The organism is Agrobacterium pusense, assembly GCF_900102105.1.
GTDB classification, from domain to species: Bacteria; Pseudomonadota; Alphaproteobacteria; order Rhizobiales; family Rhizobiaceae; genus Agrobacterium; species Agrobacterium pusense.
Genome location: NZ_FNBB01000011.1, coordinates 69,052 through 88,600 on the forward strand (window position 1 = coordinate 69,052; position 19,549 = coordinate 88,600).

At 59.0% G+C, this 19,549-nt stretch carries 18 protein-coding genes and 1 riboswitch; of the genes, 5 read left to right on the top strand and 13 right to left on the bottom strand.

The features are described from left to right. Positions 1–2: 2 nt before the first annotated feature. Together cobW and BLU28_RS20920 are read right to left on the bottom strand one after the other, a co-directional pair. Positions 3–1,040: a cobalamin biosynthesis protein CobW gene (cobW, locus tag BLU28_RS20915; RefSeq protein ID WP_004444173.1), complete on the bottom strand. Its 1,038-nt coding sequence runs from the start codon at positions 1,038–1,040 to the stop codon at positions 3–5. Beyond that, positions 1,037–1,462: a DUF1636 family protein gene (locus BLU28_RS20920; RefSeq protein WP_077987145.1), complete on the bottom strand. Its 426-nt coding sequence runs from the start codon at positions 1,460–1,462 to the stop codon at positions 1,037–1,039. The genes cobW and BLU28_RS20920 overlap by 4 nt, the downstream gene beginning before the upstream one ends. Before the next feature lie 117 nt (positions 1,463–1,579). Beyond that, positions 1,580–1,796: riboswitch (cobalamin riboswitch) on the bottom strand. Positions 1,797–1,927: 131 nt separating this feature from the next. Between BLU28_RS20920 and cobO the strand changes: the two genes are divergently transcribed. Together cobO and BLU28_RS20930 are read left to right on the top strand one after the other, a co-directional pair. Next, positions 1,928–2,545: a cob(I)yrinic acid a,c-diamide adenosyltransferase gene (gene cobO / locus BLU28_RS20925; RefSeq protein WP_077987181.1), complete on the top strand. Its 618-nt coding sequence runs from the start codon at positions 1,928–1,930 to the stop codon at positions 2,543–2,545. Position 2,546: 1 nt separating this feature from the next. Beyond that, positions 2,547–4,004: a cobyric acid synthase gene (locus BLU28_RS20930; RefSeq protein ID WP_077987146.1), complete on the top strand. Its 1,458-nt coding sequence runs from the start codon at positions 2,547–2,549 to the stop codon at positions 4,002–4,004. Here the strand turns inward: BLU28_RS20930 and cbiB are convergent. Further along, positions 3,991–4,956 carry an adenosylcobinamide-phosphate synthase CbiB gene (gene cbiB, locus BLU28_RS20935; RefSeq protein ID WP_077987147.1) on the bottom strand — a complete coding sequence of 322 codons (966 nt, stop codon included), beginning with the start codon at positions 4,954–4,956 and terminating at the stop codon, positions 3,991–3,993. The genes BLU28_RS20930 and cbiB overlap by 14 nt on opposite strands. On the opposite strand from cbiB, the gene cobD reads away from it, so the two are divergent. Beyond that, positions 4,955–6,001, top strand: a complete 1,047-nt coding sequence (gene cobD / locus BLU28_RS20940; protein WP_077987148.1) for a threonine-phosphate decarboxylase CobD — start codon at positions 4,955–4,957, stop codon at positions 5,999–6,001. The two genes, cbiB and cobD, sit on opposite strands and share 2 nt — an antisense overlap. On the opposite strand, the gene BLU28_RS20945 is transcribed toward cobD, so the two are convergent. From BLU28_RS20945 to BLU28_RS20985, 9 genes are all read right to left on the bottom strand, one after another. Further along, positions 5,983–7,260 (bottom strand): L-fuconate dehydratase, encoded by a 1,278-nt coding sequence (locus BLU28_RS20945; protein WP_006700268.1) that lies wholly within the window; start codon positions 7,258–7,260, stop codon positions 5,983–5,985. The genes cobD and BLU28_RS20945 overlap by 19 nt on opposite strands. Before the next feature lie 36 nt (positions 7,261–7,296). Further along, entirely contained in the window at positions 7,297–7,626 is a 330-nt protein-coding gene (locus BLU28_RS20950) for an L-rhamnose mutarotase (RefSeq protein ID WP_022557029.1), read from the bottom strand. 11 nt (positions 7,627–7,637) lie between these two features. Beyond that, a complete protein-coding gene (locus tag BLU28_RS20955) occupies positions 7,638–8,771 on the bottom strand; it encodes a mannitol dehydrogenase family protein (RefSeq protein ID WP_077987149.1) in 1,134 nt (377 codons plus the stop codon). After that, positions 8,768–9,778, bottom strand: coding sequence for a zinc-binding alcohol dehydrogenase family protein (locus tag BLU28_RS20960; protein WP_077987150.1), 1,011 nt, complete (start codon positions 9,776–9,778; stop codon positions 8,768–8,770). Before BLU28_RS20960 ends, BLU28_RS20955 begins: the two co-directional genes overlap by 4 nt. Positions 9,779–9,781: 3 nt before the next feature. After that, positions 9,782–10,603, bottom strand: coding sequence for an amidohydrolase family protein (locus BLU28_RS20965; RefSeq protein ID WP_077987151.1), 822 nt, complete (start codon positions 10,601–10,603; stop codon positions 9,782–9,784). Between the two features lie 4 nt (positions 10,604–10,607). Then, positions 10,608–11,621, bottom strand: coding sequence for an aldo/keto reductase (locus BLU28_RS20970; protein WP_077987152.1), 1,014 nt, complete (start codon positions 11,619–11,621; stop codon positions 10,608–10,610). A 66-nt stretch (positions 11,622–11,687) separates the two neighbouring features. Continuing rightward, positions 11,688–12,629, bottom strand: coding sequence for an ABC transporter substrate-binding protein (locus tag BLU28_RS20975; RefSeq protein ID WP_004444202.1), 942 nt, complete (start codon positions 12,627–12,629; stop codon positions 11,688–11,690). Between the two features lie 75 nt (positions 12,630–12,704). Beyond that, positions 12,705–13,727 (bottom strand): ABC transporter permease, encoded by a 1,023-nt coding sequence (locus tag BLU28_RS20980; RefSeq protein WP_004444206.1) that lies wholly within the window; start codon positions 13,725–13,727, stop codon positions 12,705–12,707. Positions 13,728–13,735: 8 nt separating this feature from the next. Next, positions 13,736–15,301, bottom strand: a complete 1,566-nt coding sequence (locus tag BLU28_RS20985; protein WP_168247145.1) for a sugar ABC transporter ATP-binding protein — start codon at positions 15,299–15,301, stop codon at positions 13,736–13,738. Between the two features lie 254 nt (positions 15,302–15,555). On the opposite strand from BLU28_RS20985, the gene BLU28_RS20990 reads away from it, so the two are divergent. Then, complete coding sequence (locus tag BLU28_RS20990; RefSeq protein ID WP_004444212.1) at positions 15,556–16,248, top strand: FadR/GntR family transcriptional regulator; 693 nt, start codon at positions 15,556–15,558, stop codon at positions 16,246–16,248. Between the two features lie 42 nt (positions 16,249–16,290). Beyond that, positions 16,291–17,823 (top strand): UxaA family hydrolase, encoded by a 1,533-nt coding sequence (locus tag BLU28_RS20995; protein ID WP_022557036.1) that lies wholly within the window; start codon positions 16,291–16,293, stop codon positions 17,821–17,823. A gap of 84 nt (positions 17,824–17,907) precedes the next feature. On the opposite strand, the gene purH is transcribed toward BLU28_RS20995, so the two are convergent. Then, entirely contained in the window at positions 17,908–19,524 is a 1,617-nt protein-coding gene (purH, locus tag BLU28_RS21000) for a bifunctional phosphoribosylaminoimidazolecarboxamide formyltransferase/IMP cyclohydrolase (RefSeq protein ID WP_077987154.1), read from the bottom strand. Positions 19,525–19,549: the final 25 nt, after the last annotated feature.

Sequence of the window (19,549 nt, forward strand, 5' to 3'; positions counted from 1 at the left end):
CGTCAGGCGGCCAGCATCTGTTCGATCTTTTCGCGATTGATGCCCTTTTCGCCGATAATGACCAGTCGGCTGCGGCGCTGCTCGCCCGCTGCCCAGGGGCGGTCGTAATAATGATTGACCCGGCTTCCGACCGCCTGCACCTGCAGACGCATGGGCTTGGCGGAAACTTCGACAAAGCCCTTGATGCGCAGGACGTTTTCAGCCGCAGCCGTTTCGGCAATGCGCGCCGCCAGTGCTTCCGGATCGGCCACGGCCGGCAGGTCGATGACGAAGCTGTCGAAATCGTCGTGTTCATGGTCCAGTTCACCGTCATGGTGGGTGCGGCGGTTTTCGATATCCTCTTCAACGGCAAGACCAAGACCGATCAGCACGGCGGGGTCGATGGCGCCATTGGAGGCCACAACGATCTTCGCCGCCTTCGGCAGATGTTCGAGCACATGCGCCCTCGCCTTGTCGAGGCCGGCTTCATCAAGGAGATCGGCCTTGGTGAGAACGATGAGATCGGCGCAGGCGACCTGGTCCTCGAAAACTTCCTCAACCGGATCATCGTGATCAAGCGCCTCGTCATTGGCCCGCTGAGCAGCGAGCGCCTCCATGTCGTGCGCGACCTTTCCTTCAGCAAGGGCGGCGCCATCCACCACGGCCACGACGGCGTCCACGGTCACGCGGCTCTTGATGGCCGGCCATTGGAAAGCCTGGACCAGCGGCTTAGGCAGGGCAAGACCAGAGGTCTCGATCAGGATATGCTCCACCTTCGGCTGGCGGCTGAGAATTTGTTCGATCGCGGGCTGGAAATCGTCAGCCACCGTGCAGCAGATACAGCCGTTGGCCAGTTCGACGATGTTTTCTTCGGGGCAGCTTTCAATGCCGCAGCCTTTCAGGATTTCGCCGTCGATACCGATATCGCCGAATTCATTGACGATGATTGCGAGCCGCTTGCCGTCCAGCTTTTCCAGAAGACCACGCAACAGCGTCGTTTTTCCCGCCCCCAGAAAACCGGTGACGATGGTGCAGGGAACGCGGTCCAGATGGTTGTTCATGATCTCTCCTCGGTAAAATCGAATGGGGGAATGCGCGCCACCATGCCGCGCTTTAATGGTTCGGGGCGGCCGCGCCAGGGCATCAGGCCATCTGAAGACGCAGAAAGAAGCCGCGCGCCGGTCAGCAGGTGCCCTGCATCGTCAGGTGTCAGCCCACCAAACACATAGGACCAGCCATCGGCGCTGCGCAGCACGGCACTGAGGCCACGTTTGCAGTTGGCGAGACAATTGACGGAACGGACCGCGACGCCGGACGCTTCCGCCGCTGCGGTGACGGCCTCGGCAAGACGCGAGCCGGCACGTGGCTCGGCGCTGGGATCAGCTTCGTCGCGACAGCTTCGGCAAACGAAAACGACCACACCGGACGCCGTTTCATCCTGCGCGTTTCCACCAGCAAATGAAGATGTCGCTGAAATATCCAAACCGTATCGTTCCCGCGCCAAGTCAAATTCTTTGGGGTGCGGATATCGAAAACGGTATGCGCACAGGCACAGACCGGCTGTTCGACGTCATCGACTGACCGGAGCACCCCGCCCGGTAGACGTTTTCCTGAAGCGGCAGGTCTCCTGGCTTGCGGCTCGATGAGCGCCCGGACACCGCCTTCCCGAACCGTCTCTCTGGTCCAGTGGCTTTACGGTGCGGGCTTGCCGCTTACAGTTGCGGGGGCAGCCACGGAATGACCCGTTTCAGGGTGGAACCGTGTTCCCTCTTAGCTTTTCCCGTTGCCGGGGAAAGACCGTCAGTTCCTTACCCTTAGGCCGAACGGGCTTTGGGGTCAATGCCGCCCCTGTGGCTCGCGCATTGCCGGGTGCGGCAAATTGGGTATAGTCGCCGCTCCGAAGGGCAGGGATAAGTTCCCGGCTGCTGGAGTGAAGAAGGAATATGCGATGACACGCGACATCAGCGACAACGAAGCCGAGCGCCATCGGCAGAAAATGGTCAACCGCAAGACGGTGCAGGATGCCGAAGTCGCGGCAAAGACCATCGAAAAAGGTCTGCTGATGATCAATACCGGCCCCGGCAAGGGCAAGTCCACGGCCGCCTTCGGCCTTGCGTTGCGTATGCTCGGCATCGGGCGCAGGGTCGGCGTCGTGCAATTCATCAAGGGTGCATGGTCGACCGGCGAACAGCAGGCGCTGGCTCTGTTCGGTGACAAGGTGGTGTGGCGTACCATGGGTGAAGGCTTCACCTGGGATACGCAGGATCTGAAGCGCGATGTTGCCGCTGCCGCGAAGGCGTGGGAAGAAGCCGTGACACTGATGGCTGACCAGACGATCCGCCTGCTGATACTCGACGAACTGAATATCGCACTGCGTTATGATTACCTGCCGCTTGACGAGGTCGTGACGACGCTGGCCAGCCGCCGGCCCGATCTGCACATCATCGTCACCGGCCGCAATGCCAAGCAACCGCTGATCGACGCCGCCGACATGGTGACGGAGATGACGCTGGTAAAACATCATTTCAAGGCGGGCGTGAAAGCACAGCCAGGGATAGAATTCTGACATGGCCGCACGGGTTCTGATGTTTCAGGGAACCGGCTCGGATGTCGGCAAATCGCTGATGGTGGCCGGTCTAGCCCGCGCCTTCGTCAGGCGCGGGCTGTCCGTCATGCCGTTCAAACCACAGAACATGTCGAATAATGCGGCCGTTACCGCCGACGGCGGCGAGATCGGCCGAGCACAGGCGCTGCAGGCGCGGGCCGCTGGCGTACCCCTCTCTGTCCACATGAATCCGGTTCTTCTAAAACCGCAGAGCGAGACCGGGGCACAGGTGGTGGTTCAGGGCAAAATCGCCGGCAATGCCAGAGCAGCCGATTACCAGCACCTGAAAGCCGGGTTGATGCCGCGCGTGCTGGATAGCTTCAACCGCCTGAAACAACAGGCCGATCTTGTGCTGGTGGAGGGGGCGGGCAGCGCATCCGAAATCAATCTGCGTGCCAATGATATCGCCAATATGGGGTTTGCGAGAGCTGCTGACGCGCCTGTGATCCTCATCGGCGATATTGACCGCGGCGGCGTCATCGCCAGCCTTGTCGGTACCAAAGCCGTCCTCGAACCTGACGATGCGGCGATGATCGAAGGTTTCATCGTCAACCGATTTCGCGGTGATCCCGCGTTGTTTTCGGACGGCATGCGGATAATTCAGAAAAGGACAGGCTGGGCCTCGATAGGCCTTCTGCCGCATTTCTCCGATGCCACGAAACTGCCGGCTGAGGACGCGCTCGGTCTTTCCGGCCCGGCTGAGCGAAAACCCGGCGCAAAGATCCGCATCGCCGTGCCGATCCTGCCGCACATTTCCAATTTCGATGATCTCGACCCTCTGGACATGGAGCCGGACGTGGAACTGATCCGCGTGCGGCCGGGCGAGACCATTCCCGCCGGTTGCCGGCTGGTTTTGCTGTGCGGTTCGAAATCCACCATTGCCGATCTCGCCGTGCTGAAAGATGCGGGTCTGGACATCGACATAAAGGCGCATGTGCGCCGCGGCGGCTACGTTCTCGGCCTTTGCGGTGGCTACCAGATGCTCGGAAAAACCGTTGCGGATCCTGACGGTATCGAGGGACCACCTGCGACTGTCGACGGGCTCGGTCTGCTTGATGTCGACACGGTTTTGACGGGTGACAAGCGACTCGTTTCCGTTCAAGGCGTGAGCTTTGATGGTGTTGGTTTATCCGGCTACGAAATGCATGTCGGGGAAACCACGGGAGCAGCAGGCAATCTGGTGTTTTCGACGATCGACGGGCATTACGATGGAAGCATCTCACCCGACGGCCGTGTCTTCGGCACCTATATTCACGGCCTTTTTGCTCATGATAGCCAGCGCGGCGCATGGTTGGAGCGTCTCGGCGGGTGCGGCACCGACCTGAACTATGATGCGCAGGTGGATGCGGTTCTCGACCGTCTGGCTGCGCATATGGAACAGCACCTCGATCTCGACGGGCTGCTGGCTATAGCGCGATAAGGATCGCCAGAAGCCCGAATAGGCCGATCAGCAACAGGTCCGCAATCCGTGCCAGCCGCAACGCCGTGCGAATATCGCCGGCGACCAGCGCAGACCTTCCGCCGTCCCCCATGAAACGCGCTTCGATCATCTGTCCGCCGTAAGAACGCGGTCCGGCAAGCGCAAAACCCAGCGCGCCGGCCAGCGCCGCTTCCGGCCAGCCCGCATTGGGAGAGCGGTGGTGGCGCGCATCGCGACGGATCGCGGCAATGGCCGCTTTTGGCGACGCGCCCTCGACAAAAAATGCGGCGATGACAAACAGGCTGCCGCTCAATCTCGAAGCGGGCAGATTGATGAAATCGTCAAGCCGGGCCGAAGCCCAGCCGAACGCTTCATGGCGAGGCGAACGATGACCGATCATGCTGTCGGCCGTATTGACCGCCTTATAAGCCGCACCACCTGGCAGGCCCAGAAGCCCCATCCAGACGGCAGGGGCGACGATGCCATCGGAAAAGTTCTCGGCGAGACTTTCGATCGCCGCCCGGCAGATCGCCGCCTCATCCAGCTTTTGCGGGTCGCGGCCGACGATCATCGAGACAGCCTTGCGGCCACCCTCAACTCCTTCACGCTCCAGCGCAGTCGCAACCGCCTCCACATGCTGCTCCAGACTTTTCTGTGCCGGAAGCGAAGCACCGAGGATGGCGACCGCCAGAAGTCCGAAGGGCAGGAAAAGCAGAACAGATTGCGCAAACCATGCAAGGATCGCCGTCAGCCCGACAAAAACAACCAGCGCCACAACACCGGCGACCTTGCGCCGTGAAAATGACGCGCTGTCCCGGTTCCATTTTTGGTCCAGCAGCGCGATAAGCGAACCGACCCAGGTGACAGGATGGCCGATATGTTTGAACAGCCAGTCCGGATAACCGGTCAGGCGTTCGATCACGAGCGACAGGAAAGCGAGAGCGAGGAACATGGGCGAGACAATATCAGAAATGGCACAGGCTGCGATCCGCCACGGCGGCAATCTCGGCAGAGCGCGCCTGATCTTTCCAGACGCGTCTGAACCGTGGATCGACCTTTCGACCGGAATCAACCCGCATCCCTATCCGTATTCTGCCGTTCCCGCCAGCGCATTCGCTCGCCTGCCGGAGCCTGAGACGGCCGACTATCTGAAACGGCTGGCCGCACTCCATTTCGGCGCACCCTCCGCCCGACATGTCACGCTATCGCCCGGCACCCAGATGCTCATGCCGCTGCTGGCTCAAACCGCACTTGCCCGGGGCGCCAAGAGCGGCGCGGTGCTGTCACCTGCCTACGCGGAACATGCCCGCACCGCACGCATGGCCGGGCTGACCATGAGGGAAGTGGAGCATGTTAGCGACCTGATCGCTCACGACTACGTGGTGGTGGTCAATCCCAACAACCCCGACGGACGTATCATCGATCGCGAAACTCTTTTGCGGCTCGCCGATTCAATGCATCGAAACGGCGGCCTGCTGGTGGTGGATGAAGCCTTCATCGAAACAGGAGGCGCCGAGAGCCTTGCGGATAGCGTTGATCGGCATGCTCTGGTCGTCCTTCGTTCCTTCGGCAAATTTTATGGCCTGGCGGGAATCCGGCTTGGTTTTGCAATTGCGCACCCAGATATCGCTGCGGGGTTGGAGGCGAGGCTCGGCCCATGGGCGGTTTCCGGCCCGGCGCTGCACATTGCAACGGAAGCCCTGGCGGATGGAACGTGGCAATCTGCGATGCGGCTGCGTCTCGCGGATGAAGCACGGTGCATGAATCGCCTTTTGGAAAAAGCGGGTCTGAACGGGGTTGGCGGCACGCCTCTGTTCACACTGGTGCGGGACGAGCGTGCCAAGGCCCTGTTCGACCATCTCGGCCGTCTCGGGATACTCGTGCGCATTTTCGATGAAAGGCCAGACGACATCCGTTTCGGCCTTCCGGGTAACGACGCTGAGTGGCAGCGCCTTCAAGCGGCGCTGCTCTCTTTCGATCATCCCTCGAAAGTGTAGGTTTCAATCGACTCCGGCTTCATTTCGATGGAGAAACCCGGCAGTTTCGGCGGCATATAAGCGGCGTTTCTGATATCGCAGGGCTCGATGAAATGCTCGTGTAGGTGATCCACATATTCGATGACGCGACCTTCCTTGGTGCCTGAAACCACCAGATAGTCGATCATCGACAGGTGCTGCACATATTCGCAAAGCCCGACGCCGCCGGCATGCGGCCAGACCGGCAGATTGTATTTGGCGGCAATCAGCAGCACCGCCAGCACTTCGTTGAGGCCACCCATACGGCAGCTGTCGATCTGCACCACATCGATCGCGCCTTCAGCGATGAACTGCTTGAACATGATGCGGTTCTGGCACATTTCGCCCGTCGCCACCTTCACTGAACCAATGGCTGCGCGAATCTTGCGATGGCCGGCGACATCATCCGGGCTGGTCGGTTCTTCGATGAAGAAGGGCTTGGAAAAGGCGAGCTTATTCACCCACTCGATTGCCTGGTCCACTTCCCACACCTGATTGGCATCGATCATCAGATAACGGTCGGGGCCGATCACCTCGCGGGCAATGGTGAGACGGCGAATGTCATCCTCCAGATCACGTCCAACCTTCATCTTCACATGGTTGAAACCGGCATCGATGGCTTCCTGGCAAAGACGGCGCAGCTTGGCGTCGTCATAACCGAGCCAGCCTGCGGAAGTCGTATAGCAGGCGTAACCTTCGCTCTTCAGCGTCTCGATGCGTTCCTTTTTGCCGCTTTCGGCTTTCTTGAGAATTGCGAGCGCCTCGTCCCGGGTCAGCACGTCAGTGAGATAACGGTAATCAACGATATCGGCGATTTCTTCAGCGCTCATATCAGCCACCAGTTGCCACACAGGCTTACCGGCTTTCTTGGCCAGCAAATCCCACACCGCGTTGACAACGGCGCCGGTGGCGAGATGCATCGCACCCTTGTCGGGGCCGATCCAGCGCAGCTGGCTGTCGCTGGTCAGATGCCGCCAATATTTGCCGGGGTTCTCAGTGACCGTGGCAAGATCGGTGCCGACGACGAGGTGACGCATCGCTTCGATGGCCATGCAGCAAATATCGTTGCCCCGGCCGATGGTGAAGGTCAGCCCGTGGCCTTTAAGACCCGGCTCATCCGTGTCGAGAATGACATAAGCCGCCGAATAATCCGGGTCGGGGTTCATCGCATCGGAGCCGTCCAGGCTCTGGGATGTGGGGAAACGCAGGTCGAAAACACGAAGATCAGTAATTTTTGTCATGGCCGTTTACTCGCGGTCAGTGCCTATGGAAATCGTTCAGTCGTGGTGGAAGGTCTCTTCCATCATAGCCCACCACTCGCCGTCCCTGCGGTTTTCGAGCGGTTTCTGGCAGGGAATCGTAAAAGACCACCATTCCTGGTTCTTGGGGCTGGCCGCCATCTTCGCCATATCGGCGCTGAAATCGGTGCCATGATATTCCCAATAGCCAAACAGCAGGTTTTCCGGCTCCCGCAGGAAAATCGTGTAGTTACGGATATTGCAATCGCTGATCAGCGCCAGAACTTCCGGCCAGACGGCGGCATGCAGCCTTTTATACTCCGCGATCATCTCCGGCTTGACGCCTATGACCATTCCCATACGCTGCATGAAAAACTCCGTTACTTTCTGATTGTGGCAAGCGCCGCACGCAGCTTTGATTGCGGCAGGCTCAATCCCAGCCGGTCCGCTGCGGCAATGACCGGAGCAAAGCGTCGGCGCTTCTTCTCATCGTGATTACCGGCGATATCGGCCAGTCGATGGGCAAGGAAGGGATTGCACAAACGCTCCCGCAGCACGCCGATATAGGCCTGCGCATCATTTCCCATGCCTTCAGCAATAAAGACCGGCAGAACCTCGTCGCGCCATAACGTTTCCAGATCCGCGACGAGTGCACTGTCGTCCATTGCCTGGCGCACCGTCTCGTCCTTCGCCCGCGCATCCTGCAGCCAGCGTTCCGCCAGGTAGGAATGGCCGAGATTGAGCAGGAAGAGCTTCAGCTTTTCATAGTGGTCGAGATCGTCCGTCAGCACCACGGCAGGGTGATTGCAGGGCAGGACAAGCCCGTCCTGCTTTTCGATCGCCCAGAGCGCGTAAGGCTCCGCCACTGCACCTACCGGATCGATAGGCTCGGAAACGATGCGATCGACCAGGCTATTGGCGAAACGGCACTTTTCGTTCAGGTAAAAGGCAAAACTCGCCGGCAATTGCCATTCATCGGCAAGCCGGCGAATGGCCTCTTTCAGCTTTTCGCCATTACGCGGCACAAGTTCACAAGGAAAGATGGACACGGGCGCTTCCGGATTGCGCTGAAAACGTTCGAGCAGCAAAATGCAAAGTTTCGCCGGAAAGCTCCTCGGGACGGCCGTAAAATCCGCCGCGAGATCTGCGCCATCCGCAGAATCAAGCTCATAACCGCGGTCTCCGGTATTGGACAAGATGACAGCAGCTTCGCAGGCGAGGCGGCGTACTTCGGCCCATTCAGTTGCCGAGGTCAGGGCCCGCGCGACAGCCTTGCCCTCAATTTCCTCATCCACGTTCCGCCCGTCACGGATGCCGCGAATGCGCACGGGGTAGGGCGCGCCACTATTCAGCGCCGCGACACGCTTCAGGCTTTCCGCATTGCCGGTTGTCTGGACAATCGCGATGCGACCGATAGCCTCGTCCTTTTCCAGCGCTTGCGAGACAAAGAGGTCCGCATGCGCGAGAAGAAAGCGGCTGGTACCGAATTGCAGGATGGGCGTCTCAGGCGTCATGCGACCTCCACCATGCCTTTGATGACTCCGGCTTTCGGATCTGTCAGCCCTGCGAACTGCGATGGAACGTCGGCAAGCGTCATACGGTGCGTAATCAGCGCCTCAGGTACTTTCCCTTCCCGCAATGCCTGCAACACGCGTTCGAAATCCGCCGGCGTCGCATTGCGGCTGCCAAGCAGTGTCGTTTCACGTTTGTGGAACTCCGGATCGTTGAAGCTGATATCGCTCGCGACGATGGAAACAAGCACATACGAACCGCCATGGCCGACGAAGGAAAAGCCGCGCTCCATGGCTTTAGGATTACCGGTGGCATCGAAGACCGCATCGAAGAAATCACCGTTGGTAATCTCGGAAAGACGATCTTTGTCGCCGTCCCCAAGCGTCACTGTATGGGCGACGCCGAGATGCTCCTTGCAGAATTCCAGCCGGTCGGTGCGGCCATCGATCATCGTGACTTCGCCGCCATCGAGAACCGCGAAAACCGCTACCGCCATGCCGATCGGTCCGGCGCCGACGATAAGAACCTTCTGTCCTTTTCCGACGTTGCCACGGCGCACCGCATGCGCGCCGATAGCCAGAAATTCGGTCATCGCCGCCTGGTCGAGGCTCAGCCCTTCAGCCTTCAACACGAATTGCTGCGGCACGTTCAGATATTCCACCATTCCGCCATCACGATGAACGCCGAGCACGCCGATATTGCGGCAGCAATTGCTCTTGCCCTTCAGGCAGGCGCTGCATTTTCCGCAAGAAATATACGGAATGATGGTAACAACGTCGCCGACGGACAGATGGCTGCCATGCGGCGCCTCTTCAACCGTACCGGAGAGCTCATGGCCCATGATCCGCGGATAAGAGAGATAAGGCTGATTGCCGGTGAAGATGTGGAGATCCGTACCGCAAACCCCGATGCGACGGACGCGCACCAGCACCTCACCTTCGCCACGCACAGGTTTAGGCAGATCCTTGGCGCTGAGTTGACCGGGAGTGTCGCAGAAAATCGCCAGCATGCATCACCTGTGGGAAAGGGAGTAAAAACGAATGGCGTTACCGCCGAAGACTGCCGCATGGTCCGCTGCCGGCACAATATCGCGACAGAAGTCCAGCCATTCCTGATAATCGCCCGCCAGTCGCAAAACCGGCCAGTCGCTGCCGAAAATCACCCGGTCTGCGCCGAACAGCTCCAGAATGGTTTCGGCATAGGGCCGCACTGCTTCCGGTCGCTGATCGCCGCGCTCGGTCAGGAGGCCGGAGAGCTTGCAATGGACATTGGGAAGAGCCGCCAAAGCGCCCATATCCTTGCGCCAGGCGCTGTAGTGGCCGGTCGCAATCAGCGGCTTGGCACCATGGTCGATGACAACAGGCAATTGCGGGTGACGCCGGGCAAACGCGAGGAGATGCGGCAGATTGGGCGGCAGGACCAGCGCATCGAACGCCAGGCCGTGGTTCACCAACGCCGCCACGGCGGGATCGAGCAGCGGATCATCGATCCATGCCACGTCTTCCATGCCCTGCAGCATCGGGCGCACGGCTTTGAACGCCCGATGTTTTGCCCGGCGGGCGATTTCCGTTGCAGCATCGGGAGACTTCATGTCCACCCAGCCGACCACACCTTTGATGAAATCTGTTTCTTCCGCCAGCGCCAGCATGAAATCCGTATCAGCAGCCGTCTCCATCGTCTGAACCAGCACGGTGCCGGAAATTCCGGCCGCGGCCAGCAATGGCGATAGATCCGCTGGAAGAAAATCCCGGTAGATGGCGGCGAGCGACGGCGGCGGCCATTGGCCGGCACGGTCCTTCATTAACCAGAAATGCTGGTGGGCGTCGATAAACATTGCCTCAGGCCTTTCCGCCCGGCACCGGCGCACCTTCGGCGATCAGACCGCGTCTGTACAGTTCCGCCCAGAACTCATGCGGAATAGATTGTTCGAACCATTCGATATTGGAAGCGAGCTGCTGCGCATTCCGCGCGCCCGAGACGACGGTAACCGAAGCCGGATGGGCCAGCGGAAATTGCAATGCAGCCGCCTGCAGCGACACACCGACTTCTTCGCAGACACCCTGCAGCGCATCAACCCGCGTAAGGATATCGGCAGGCGCATCGGCATAATTGAATTTGCGGTTCCCCGCGAGAATGCCGGAATTGAAAGCACCGGCGACAACGATGCCGACACCGCTTTCGGCGCAGCGGTTCATGAAAGCAAGGCTCTGCTGCTCCAGCAGCGTATAGCGGCCGGCAAGCATGGCGACGTCGATGTCAAAGACATCCATGGCGTCGTTGACAATTTCCCACTCGTTGACGCCAAGGCCGATAGCGCCAGTTGAACCTTCCTCACGCAGCTTGCCAAGCGCCCGGAAGCCGCCGCCAGCGGTCAGCTGCTCCCAGTAATGCTGGTGCTTTTCGCCATGGGTGTAGGAGCCGATATCGTGCACATAAAGAATATCCGGCTTCAGAACGCCGAGCCTCTGCTGGCTGGCCTCGAAAGAGCGTAGAATGCCATCATAGGAATAATCATAGAACGGGCGGAAGGGTAGCGGCACAATATAGGCATCCTCTTCCGGGCCGACGGTCTCATCGGGAACCATGACGCGACCGACCTTGGTGCTCAGCGTATATTCGCTCCGGTCATGCTCCGTCACCATGGTCCCCAGGCGACGCTCCGACCGCGTATATCCATAAAACGGCGCGGTATCGAAATAACGCATGCCGCTTTCCCATGCCTTGTCAAACGCACCCTTGGACTCTTCATAGGGCGTAACGCGGTAGAGATTGCCCATCTGGGCGCAACCGAGACCCATGACGGTAACGTCGACGGCGCGGCGCGGCAATTTACGTGTATCGGAGACTTTCATCGCGGAGACTTTCCAGCTTGCCTTTGGAAAGACGCGCCGCCGGTGAAGCGGCGCGTCATCGCTTGATCAGTAAAGAACGTTCTTTGCTTCCGGCTTTTCGATATTGTCCTTGGTGACAACAACGACGCCGGTGTCGACGAACTTCTCGACCTTTTCCTTGTTGATGAGCTTGGTGACGGTTTCGACGCCCTTTTCACCCATCTGATAGGAGCCCTGAACCACGATTCCGGCGAGCGTGCCGTCCTTCACGAAGTTCTGCAGATCCTGGTTGCCGTCGAAGCCGATGGCGACGACCTTGCCGGCCTTGCCTGACTGGGCGAGCGCACGGCCAACGCCGATGGCCGTCGGCTCATTGGCGCCGAAAATGCCCTTCAGGTCCGAATTGGCGGCCAGAACGTCGGTCGTCTGGTTCAGCGCGGTCGCCATCTGCGACTGCGAGTAGAACGGGCCGACGATCTTCAGGTTTGAGTTCATCTGGATGTAATCGGTGAAACCGCCGACACGGCCGATTTCAGAACCAGCCCCGGCGACATAGGACATGACGGCGATCTTGCCTTCCTTGCCCACCTTGTCGATCAATGCCTGCGCTGCCAGTTCGCCGGCTTTCTTGTTATCGGTCGCGAGGAACGACTGGTAATATTGCTCAGAGCCCTTGGCGAGCTGCGAGTCGATGAGAACGACGGGGATACGGGCTTCCCAGGCCTTCTTGACAGCAGGCACCAGCGCGTCCGGATCGGAAGGTGCAAGCACGATGCCGGCGACCTTACGGTTGATGGCGTTCTCAACCATGTTAACCTGGTCGGCAATGGCCGATTCCGCAGCTGGACCCTGGAAGGTCATGGTGTTGCCTGAAGAATTCTTCATGGCCGCATCGGCGCCCTTCTGGACGTTCTGCCAGAAAGTCGAATTGACGGTCTTGACGATGACGGCGATTTCACCGGCCTGCACGGTGGAAACGCTCCACAGCGCGATTGCGGATGTCAGAAGGGCAGTCGCAATTTTTTTCATTTCTTCCTCCGTGATGTCGGCATACCGGGCCTCCCCTGCCGATCTTTTTTGCGGAAAGGGTCCGCAGCCCTTTGATCAGCGGCGGTTGCGCAACTGGTCTATCCAGACGGTGACCAGAATGACGAGGCCGATGATGATCTGTTGCGTGAAGGCAGAGACGCCATTCATATTAAGACCGTTGCGCAGGATGCCGATGACGAAGGCGCCGATGGCCGTGCCTGAAATCGTGCCCACGCCGCCGATCAGCGATGTGCCGCCGATAACCGCGCTGGCAATGGCATCCAGCTCATACATCACACCTTCGTTAGGCTGGGCGGTAACGAGGCGCGACATCAAAACGCACCCCGTCAACCCGGCAAGCGTACCGGAGAGGATGTATGTGAAGTTGGTGACGCGGGCGACGTTGACGCCGGAAAGACGTGCGGCGTCTGCATTGGAGCCCACGGCATAGATGTGGCGGCCGAGGATCGAGCGGTTGAGCATGAAGGACACCGCAAGCGCAATCACCACCATCAGGATGACAGGGTAGGGGATGCCTGGAAATACGACATTCGGAAAGCCGTCATCACCGATATTGACGATGCGGAAAAGGGCGCCGTTGCCAAGTTCGCCGAAGGATTCGCCGAGGCCGGACACGGCGCGCGCACCGGTGATCTGCAACGCCACACCGCGGGCAATCAGCATCATGCCGAGCGTGGCGATGAAGGGCGGCAGCTTGAAGCGCGTGACCAGCAGCCCGTTGATCAGCCCGCAGAGCGAACCCGTCAGAATGCCGAGCAACATGCCGACCGGCACCGGCATGCCGAGTTCCTTCACCGCAAGAGCGGCAACAACCCCTGCAAGAGCCAGCACCGAACCGACGGAAAGGTCGATGCCGCCGGTGATGATGACACAGGTGGCGCCAATGCCGAGCAGAGCGATGGACGTGACCTGCAACGCGATCGTCATGCCGTTATTGACGGTAAAAAAGGCGCTGCTGGTGGCGGAGAACACCGCGACAAGGGCGAACAGGCTGCCGAGCGCGGCAAATTTCTGGATGATGTCCTTCTGGCGATCGCTGACAGCGAAGCCCTTTTTGGGTTCTGCAATATTGGCCATGTCGTTCCTCACTGCGCGGCCCGGCCGTAACCGGACGCATACCGCATGATTTCTTCCTGATTGGTCTTGGCGGTTTCGAGCACGCCCGTGATCCGGCCCTGGTGGAAAACCGCGATGCGGTCCGTCAGCCCTAGAATTTCCGGCAGTTCCGAACTGATGAGAATGACGCCGATGCCCTGGGCGGCCAGCTCATCCATGATCTTGTAGATCGCGAATTTCGCACCGACATCGATGCCACGTGTAGGCTCATCGAAGAACAGGATACGGGATTGGCGGAACAACCACTTGCCGATGATGATCTTTTGCTGATTCCCCCCCGATAGCAGGCGCACGGTCTGCTCGATGGAAGGCGTGCGGATATTCAAGAGGTCGACGTATCGCTTGGTGACCTCGTCGTGTTTCCTGAAGTCGATCAGCCCAAAACGGTTGGAAAGTTCGCCGAGATTGGCGAGCGTCGTATTGGCCGCTACCGACATCTTGATGGCGAGGCCGTCGCTTTTCCGGTCTTCCGAGAGATAGGCGATGCCTTCTTCAATCGCATCCTGCGGTGAGCTGATCGAAAGCTCGCGCCCATTGAAGGTGATCTTGCCGGCATCGAGCGGGTCCGCCCCAAAAATCGCCCGCGCGACTTCCGTTCGACCTGCACCCATAAGGCCGGCAAAACCCAGGATTTCGCCGCGCCGAAGCGAAAAACTGACATCGTTGAACACGCCATTGCGGGTCAGCCTTTCGACGGAGAAGATGATATCCTCCGTCGGGCGCGACGTGCGCTCGGGGAATTTATCCTCCAGCGAACGCCCGACCATACGCGTGACGATGTCATCAACAGTGATGGAGGCGAAGTCGTCGGTCGAAATATAACGTCCGTCGCGCAAGACCGTCACACGATCGACGATCTCGGCCATTTCGTCGAGACGGTGAGAAATATAGACGATACCGACGCCGGAAGCCTTGAGGTCTCTGATGACCTTGAAGAGAAGGCGGGTTTCCTGCTCCGTCAGAGAAGAGGTCGGCTCATCCATGATGAGCACTTCAGCATCAAGAGAGAGCGCCTTGGCGATTTCCACCATCTGGCATTGGGCGACGGAGAGGCCGCGGACGATCTGATCCGGATCGATATCGACACCCAGCCGGTCGAGACAGCGCTTGGCATCGAGGCGCAGCTTCTTGCGGTCAACCAGGAAACCGCGACGCGGTTCGCGCGCAAGATAGATGTTTTCGGCGACGGAAAGATGCGGAACGAGATTGAGTTCCTGATGGATGATGGCGATGCCGGCAGCTTCGGACTCGAGCGGGGAGGCGTATTGCACCTTCACGCCCTTGTGCAGGATGGTGCCATCACTTGGCTGGTACACACCGCTGATGATTTTCATCAGCGTCGATTTTCCCGCCCCGTTCTCACCACAGACAGCATGCACCTCGCCTCTGCGCAGATCGAAATGCACATTCGACAAGGCTTTGACGCCGGGGAACTCCTTGCTGATATTTTCGAGACGCAGAAGGGCCGAACGCTCCGCGCGCGCCATCTCCTCAGGCGAGTACTCGCCCCGAATTGTCGATGCGCCCTGCGACATCTGGAAACCTCCCACCCGTATCCCCGCTCCACCGGGGTCATGAACAGGTCAAATGGTTAGGCCGGTTTTTTTAAATGGTCAAGCCAATTAGCTGACAATTTGCGAATCCGGACTCATAGCGAAAATTTCATATCTAAACTGCTTCGGTAAAAAACATGTAATTTCACGTATTTAAGTAATTTCTTGCGTATTGATACGCTTGGCGCTACGGTAAGGCCAAATATGAACTTCGGACAGGACTTGTCGTAAAACTCATGAGTGGTCAGGCCAAAATAGCGGAGCCGCGCAGGCTTTATCAGCAGATTGCGGACCAGATACGCGAACTCATCGATCTGGGTGAATTCCTGCCCGGTACGCGGCTTCCCGCTGAGCGGGAACTGGCTCAGAAGCTCGGTGTATCGAGGCCTTCGTTGCGCGAGGCCCTGATTGCGCTTGAGATAGACAACACAGTGGAAATTCGTATGGGTTCCGGCGTCTATGTTTCGGCGGAAGCGCTGCAGACGACCCACCACACCAAATCGCTTGGCGACAGCCCCTCCGAACTGATGCAGGCGCGCGCCGCATTGGAGGGTGCCACCATCGTGCTGGCGGCAAGCCGGATGACCGATGAAGCGATCGCGACCCTGCGCCAGATACTCAATACCATGCAGAGGGAAATAGAGGCCGGTCGCAAGCCGCTGGATCAGGACCGGCTGTTTCACGTCACAATAGCCGAGCAATCCGGTAACAGCGTTTTAGCCCGAATGGTGGCCAACCTTTTCGATGAGCGCCATAGCCCCATTTCGGCCCAGCTCCGCGTGAAGTTTGAAGACCGCGATACCTGGACCCATGCTCTTCAGGAACACGAGGCCATTCTCGCCGCGCTTGAACTGAAAGACCCGCTGTTGGCGCAGGCCGCCATGCATACCCATCTGGAAGGTTCTAAGAGACGCTGGGTCGAAAACTAATTCAGGAACATAGCAGACAATATACCGGGAGGAGGAACATCCGTGAGTGAGAATTCCGAGGCAACCATTTTGCTGAACGCCAACGACAACGTTGCGGTGGCGCGTCGGTCCATCCCGGCGGGCGGCGCGACGGGCAGGGGCGATCTGGCGGCGCTCGAATTGATTGGGCGCGGGCACAAAGTGGCCCTTAAATTCATCAGATCCGGAGATGAGGTGCTGAAATACGGACAGGTGATTGGCATCGCCACCCAGGACATCGAACCTGGCCGGCACGTGCACCTGCACAATCTTGCCATGGTGCCTTCCGAACACGCGCATCAGTTCAGCGTCGACATTGAGGAGAAGGGCATGGTGCCGGAGGCCGAGCGCCGTACCTTCATGGGATATGACCGTGGCCTCGGCGGTGTCGGAACGAGAAACTATATCGGCGTCATCGCTTCTGTGAACTGTTCCGCCACCGTGTCGCGCTATATCGCCGATTATTTCAACAAGCAGGGCGGCCTTGATGGTTTCGACAACGTCGATGGCGTCGTGGCGCTGACCCACGGCGGGGGCTGCGCGCTGAATACAAAATCGGAAGGCTACCGTCTGCTGATCCGCACCATCCAGGGCTATGCCCGCCATCCTAATTTTGGTGGCATCCTGTTGATCGGCTTGGGCTGTGAGACCAACCAGATCGCGCCTATCCTCGAACATTACAAGATGGAGGAGGGCGACCGGCTGCGCACCATGACAATCCAGCAGCATGGCGGCACCCGCAAAACGATCGACGCGGCAATTGCCGAGATTAAGGCCATGCTGCCGATGGTCAATGCCGCACGCCGTACTGAACAGCCTCTTTCAAAGCTGAAAGTGGCGCTGGAATGCGGCGGTTCCGACGGATACTCCGGCATTTCCGCCAACCCGGCCCTCGGATATGCCTCCGACCTCATCGTCCGCAATGGCGGCACCACAGTTCTCTCCGAAACGCCGGAGATTTACGGCGCCGAACATCTTTTGACCAAGCGCGCCATCACCCCTGCCGTCGCCGAAAAGCTTTTGCAGCGTATCGACTGGTGGCGGGATTATACGGCTCGTAACGGCGATGAACTCAACAACAACCCCTCTCACGGCAACAAGCTTGGCGGCCTGACAACCATTCTGGAGAAATCGCTGGGCGCGGTCGCCAAGGGCGGATCCATGCCGTTGAAGGCGGTGTATGAATTTGCGGAGACAGTAACGGAGCAGGGTTTCGTCTTCATGGACACACCCGGTTACGACCCTGTTGCCGTGACAGGGCAGGTTGCCGGCGGCTGTAACGTCATCTGTTTCACCACCGGCCGCGGCTCGGTTTCCGGCTTCAAACCCGCGCCATGCATCAAGATCGCCACAAATTCCGAAATGTATGAACACATGAAGGAAGATATGGATTTGAACTGCGGCGAGATCGTTACTGGGAACGAAACAATCGAAGAATCCGGCGAAAGAATTTTCGAACACATCATAGCGGTGGCCTCCGGCAACAAGACTGTCAGCGAGATCTACGACTATGGCGATAATGAATTCGTGCCCTGGCAGGTCGGCGCAGTGACCTGAGCCCTCACGCCACTGTCCCACGTGAAACAAAAAAGGCCCGAAGAGCGATTCTTCGGGCCTTGTTCATTTCTGATCATATTGCGCTTAATGGCGGAAGTGACGCATGCCAGTAAAGACCATCGCAACATCGTGCTCATTGGCAGCGTCGATCACTTCCTGATCGCGCATGGAACCGCCGGGCTGAATAACGGCAGTCGCGCCAGCGGCAATCGCCGCAAGCAGGCCATCGGCAAAGGGATAAAAGGCTTCCGAAGCGACGGCAGAGCCACGGGTCAGCGGTTCAGCCAGACCGAGAGCCCTGGCGGCATCTTCGGCCTTCTGAGCCGCGATACGGGCTGAGTCGACACGGCTCATCTGGCCGGCGCCGATACCCGCTGTCTGGCCGTCCTTGGCGTAGATGACGGCGTTGGATTTCACGTGCTTGGCGATCTTGAAGGCAAACTTCATGTCTTCAAGTTCCTGCGCCGTCGGCGCGCGCTTGGTGACGACCTTGAGATCCAGATCTTCGACCATGCCATTATCGCGACTTTGGACCAGAAGGCCGCCCGAAACCGTCTTTGCGGTAATGCCGGCCGCGCGCGGGTCAGGCAGGCCGCCGGCTGCCAGAAGTCGCAGGTTAGGTTTGCGGGCAATGATCGATTTTGCTTCTTCTGTAACATCAGGTGCGATGATGACTTCAGTGAAAAGCTTGACGATCTCTTCCGCCGTTTCCGCATCAAGCGTGCGGTTGAGAGCGATGACGCCGCCGAAGGCCGAGACGGAATCGCATGCCAGCGCTCGCCGGTAGGCTTCTGCAAGCGTCGGACCGGTCGCGACGCCACAGGGATTGGCGTGCTTGATGATTGCAACGGCCGGCGCATTTTCCGGCAGGAACTCCGCAACCAGTTCGTAGGCGGCGTCGGTGTCGTTGATATTATTGTAGGACAGTTGCTTGCCCTGAAGAAGCGTCGCTGTTGCCACGCCAGGCCGCTTTTCTCCGGTCAGATAAAAACCGGCGCTCTGGTGCGGGTTTTCGCCATAACGCATCTTTTCCTTCAGCACGCCGCCAATGGCGCGGTAATCAGGGGTTTCGATAGCGAGCGCCTCGGCAAACCAGTTTGAAATCATTGCGTCATAAGCAGCCGTGCGGGCATAGGCCTTGGCGGCGAAGCGCTGGCGCAGCGCATAGCTTGTCTGTCCGTCATCGGCCTGCAGGGCTTCAACCAGATCAGGATAATCGGACGGATCGGTCACCACGGTCACATAGGCATGATTCTTCGCCGATGCCCGGATCATGGCCGGACCACCAATATCAATGTTTTCCACCGTGGTCGGATAATCGCCGCCTTTGGCGCGAACGTCCTCGAACGGATAAAGATTGATGACAGAAAGATCGATCGCCTCAATACAGTGAGCCTTCATCGCATCCACATGTTCGGCATCATCCCGGATTGCCAGAAGCCCACCATGCACGTTGGGATGCAGGGTCTTGACGCGGCCATCCATGATCTCGGGAAAATTGGTCACCTCGGAGACATCCGTCACCGGCAGACCCGCATCGGCAATAGCCTTTGCCGTTCCGCCCGTCGAGAGCAGCTTGACGCCGAGTTTGGACAGAACTGTCGCCAGCTCGATAATGTCGGTCTTGTCGGACACGGAGAGCAGCGCCGTGCGAATTTTGACCTTGTCGGGAGCGGGAATTTTTTTGGATACGACGGCCATCGAAAATACTCCGTTAAACGGGGAG

Excerpts from the sequence above, each read along its gene's own strand:
- BLU28_RS20975 (WP_004444202.1), bottom strand. The coding sequence starts at position 12,629 with ATGAAAAAAATTGCGACTGCCCTTCTGACATCCGCAATCGCGCTGTGG.
- BLU28_RS20930 (WP_077987146.1), top strand. The coding sequence starts at position 2,547 with ATGGCCGCACGGGTTCTGATGTTTCAGGGAACCGGCTCGGATGTCGGC.
- cbiB (WP_077987147.1), bottom strand. The coding sequence starts at position 4,956 with ATGTTCCTCGCTCTCGCTTTCCTGTCGCTCGTGATCGAACGCCTGACC.
- BLU28_RS20955 (WP_077987149.1), bottom strand. The coding sequence starts at position 8,771 with ATGACGCCTGAGACGCCCATCCTGCAATTCGGTACCAGCCGCTTTCTT.
- cobO (WP_077987181.1), top strand. The coding sequence starts at position 1,928 with ATGACACGCGACATCAGCGACAACGAAGCCGAGCGCCATCGGCAGAAA.
- BLU28_RS20970 (WP_077987152.1), bottom strand. The coding sequence starts at position 11,621 with ATGAAAGTCTCCGATACACGTAAATTGCCGCGCCGCGCCGTCGACGTT.
- BLU28_RS20985 (WP_168247145.1), bottom strand. The coding sequence starts at position 15,301 with ATGTCGCAGGGCGCATCGACAATTCGGGGCGAGTACTCGCCTGAGGAG.
- BLU28_RS20965 (WP_077987151.1), bottom strand. The coding sequence starts at position 10,603 with ATGTTTATCGACGCCCACCAGCATTTCTGGTTAATGAAGGACCGTGCC.
- BLU28_RS20945 (WP_006700268.1), bottom strand. The coding sequence starts at position 7,260 with ATGACAAAAATTACTGATCTTCGTGTTTTCGACCTGCGTTTCCCCACA.
- cobW (WP_004444173.1), bottom strand. The coding sequence starts at position 1,040 with ATGAACAACCATCTGGACCGCGTTCCCTGCACCATCGTCACCGGTTTT.
- BLU28_RS20960 (WP_077987150.1), bottom strand. The coding sequence starts at position 9,778 with ATGCTGGCGATTTTCTGCGACACTCCCGGTCAACTCAGCGCCAAGGAT.
- BLU28_RS20950 (WP_022557029.1), bottom strand. The coding sequence starts at position 7,626 with ATGCAGCGTATGGGAATGGTCATAGGCGTCAAGCCGGAGATGATCGCG.
- cobD (WP_077987148.1), top strand. The coding sequence starts at position 4,955 with ATGGGCGAGACAATATCAGAAATGGCACAGGCTGCGATCCGCCACGGC.
- purH (WP_077987154.1), bottom strand. The coding sequence starts at position 19,524 with ATGGCCGTCGTATCCAAAAAAATTCCCGCTCCCGACAAGGTCAAAATT.
- BLU28_RS20980 (WP_004444206.1), bottom strand. The coding sequence starts at position 13,727 with ATGGCCAATATTGCAGAACCCAAAAAGGGCTTCGCTGTCAGCGATCGC.
- BLU28_RS20990 (WP_004444212.1), top strand. The coding sequence starts at position 15,556 with ATGAGTGGTCAGGCCAAAATAGCGGAGCCGCGCAGGCTTTATCAGCAG.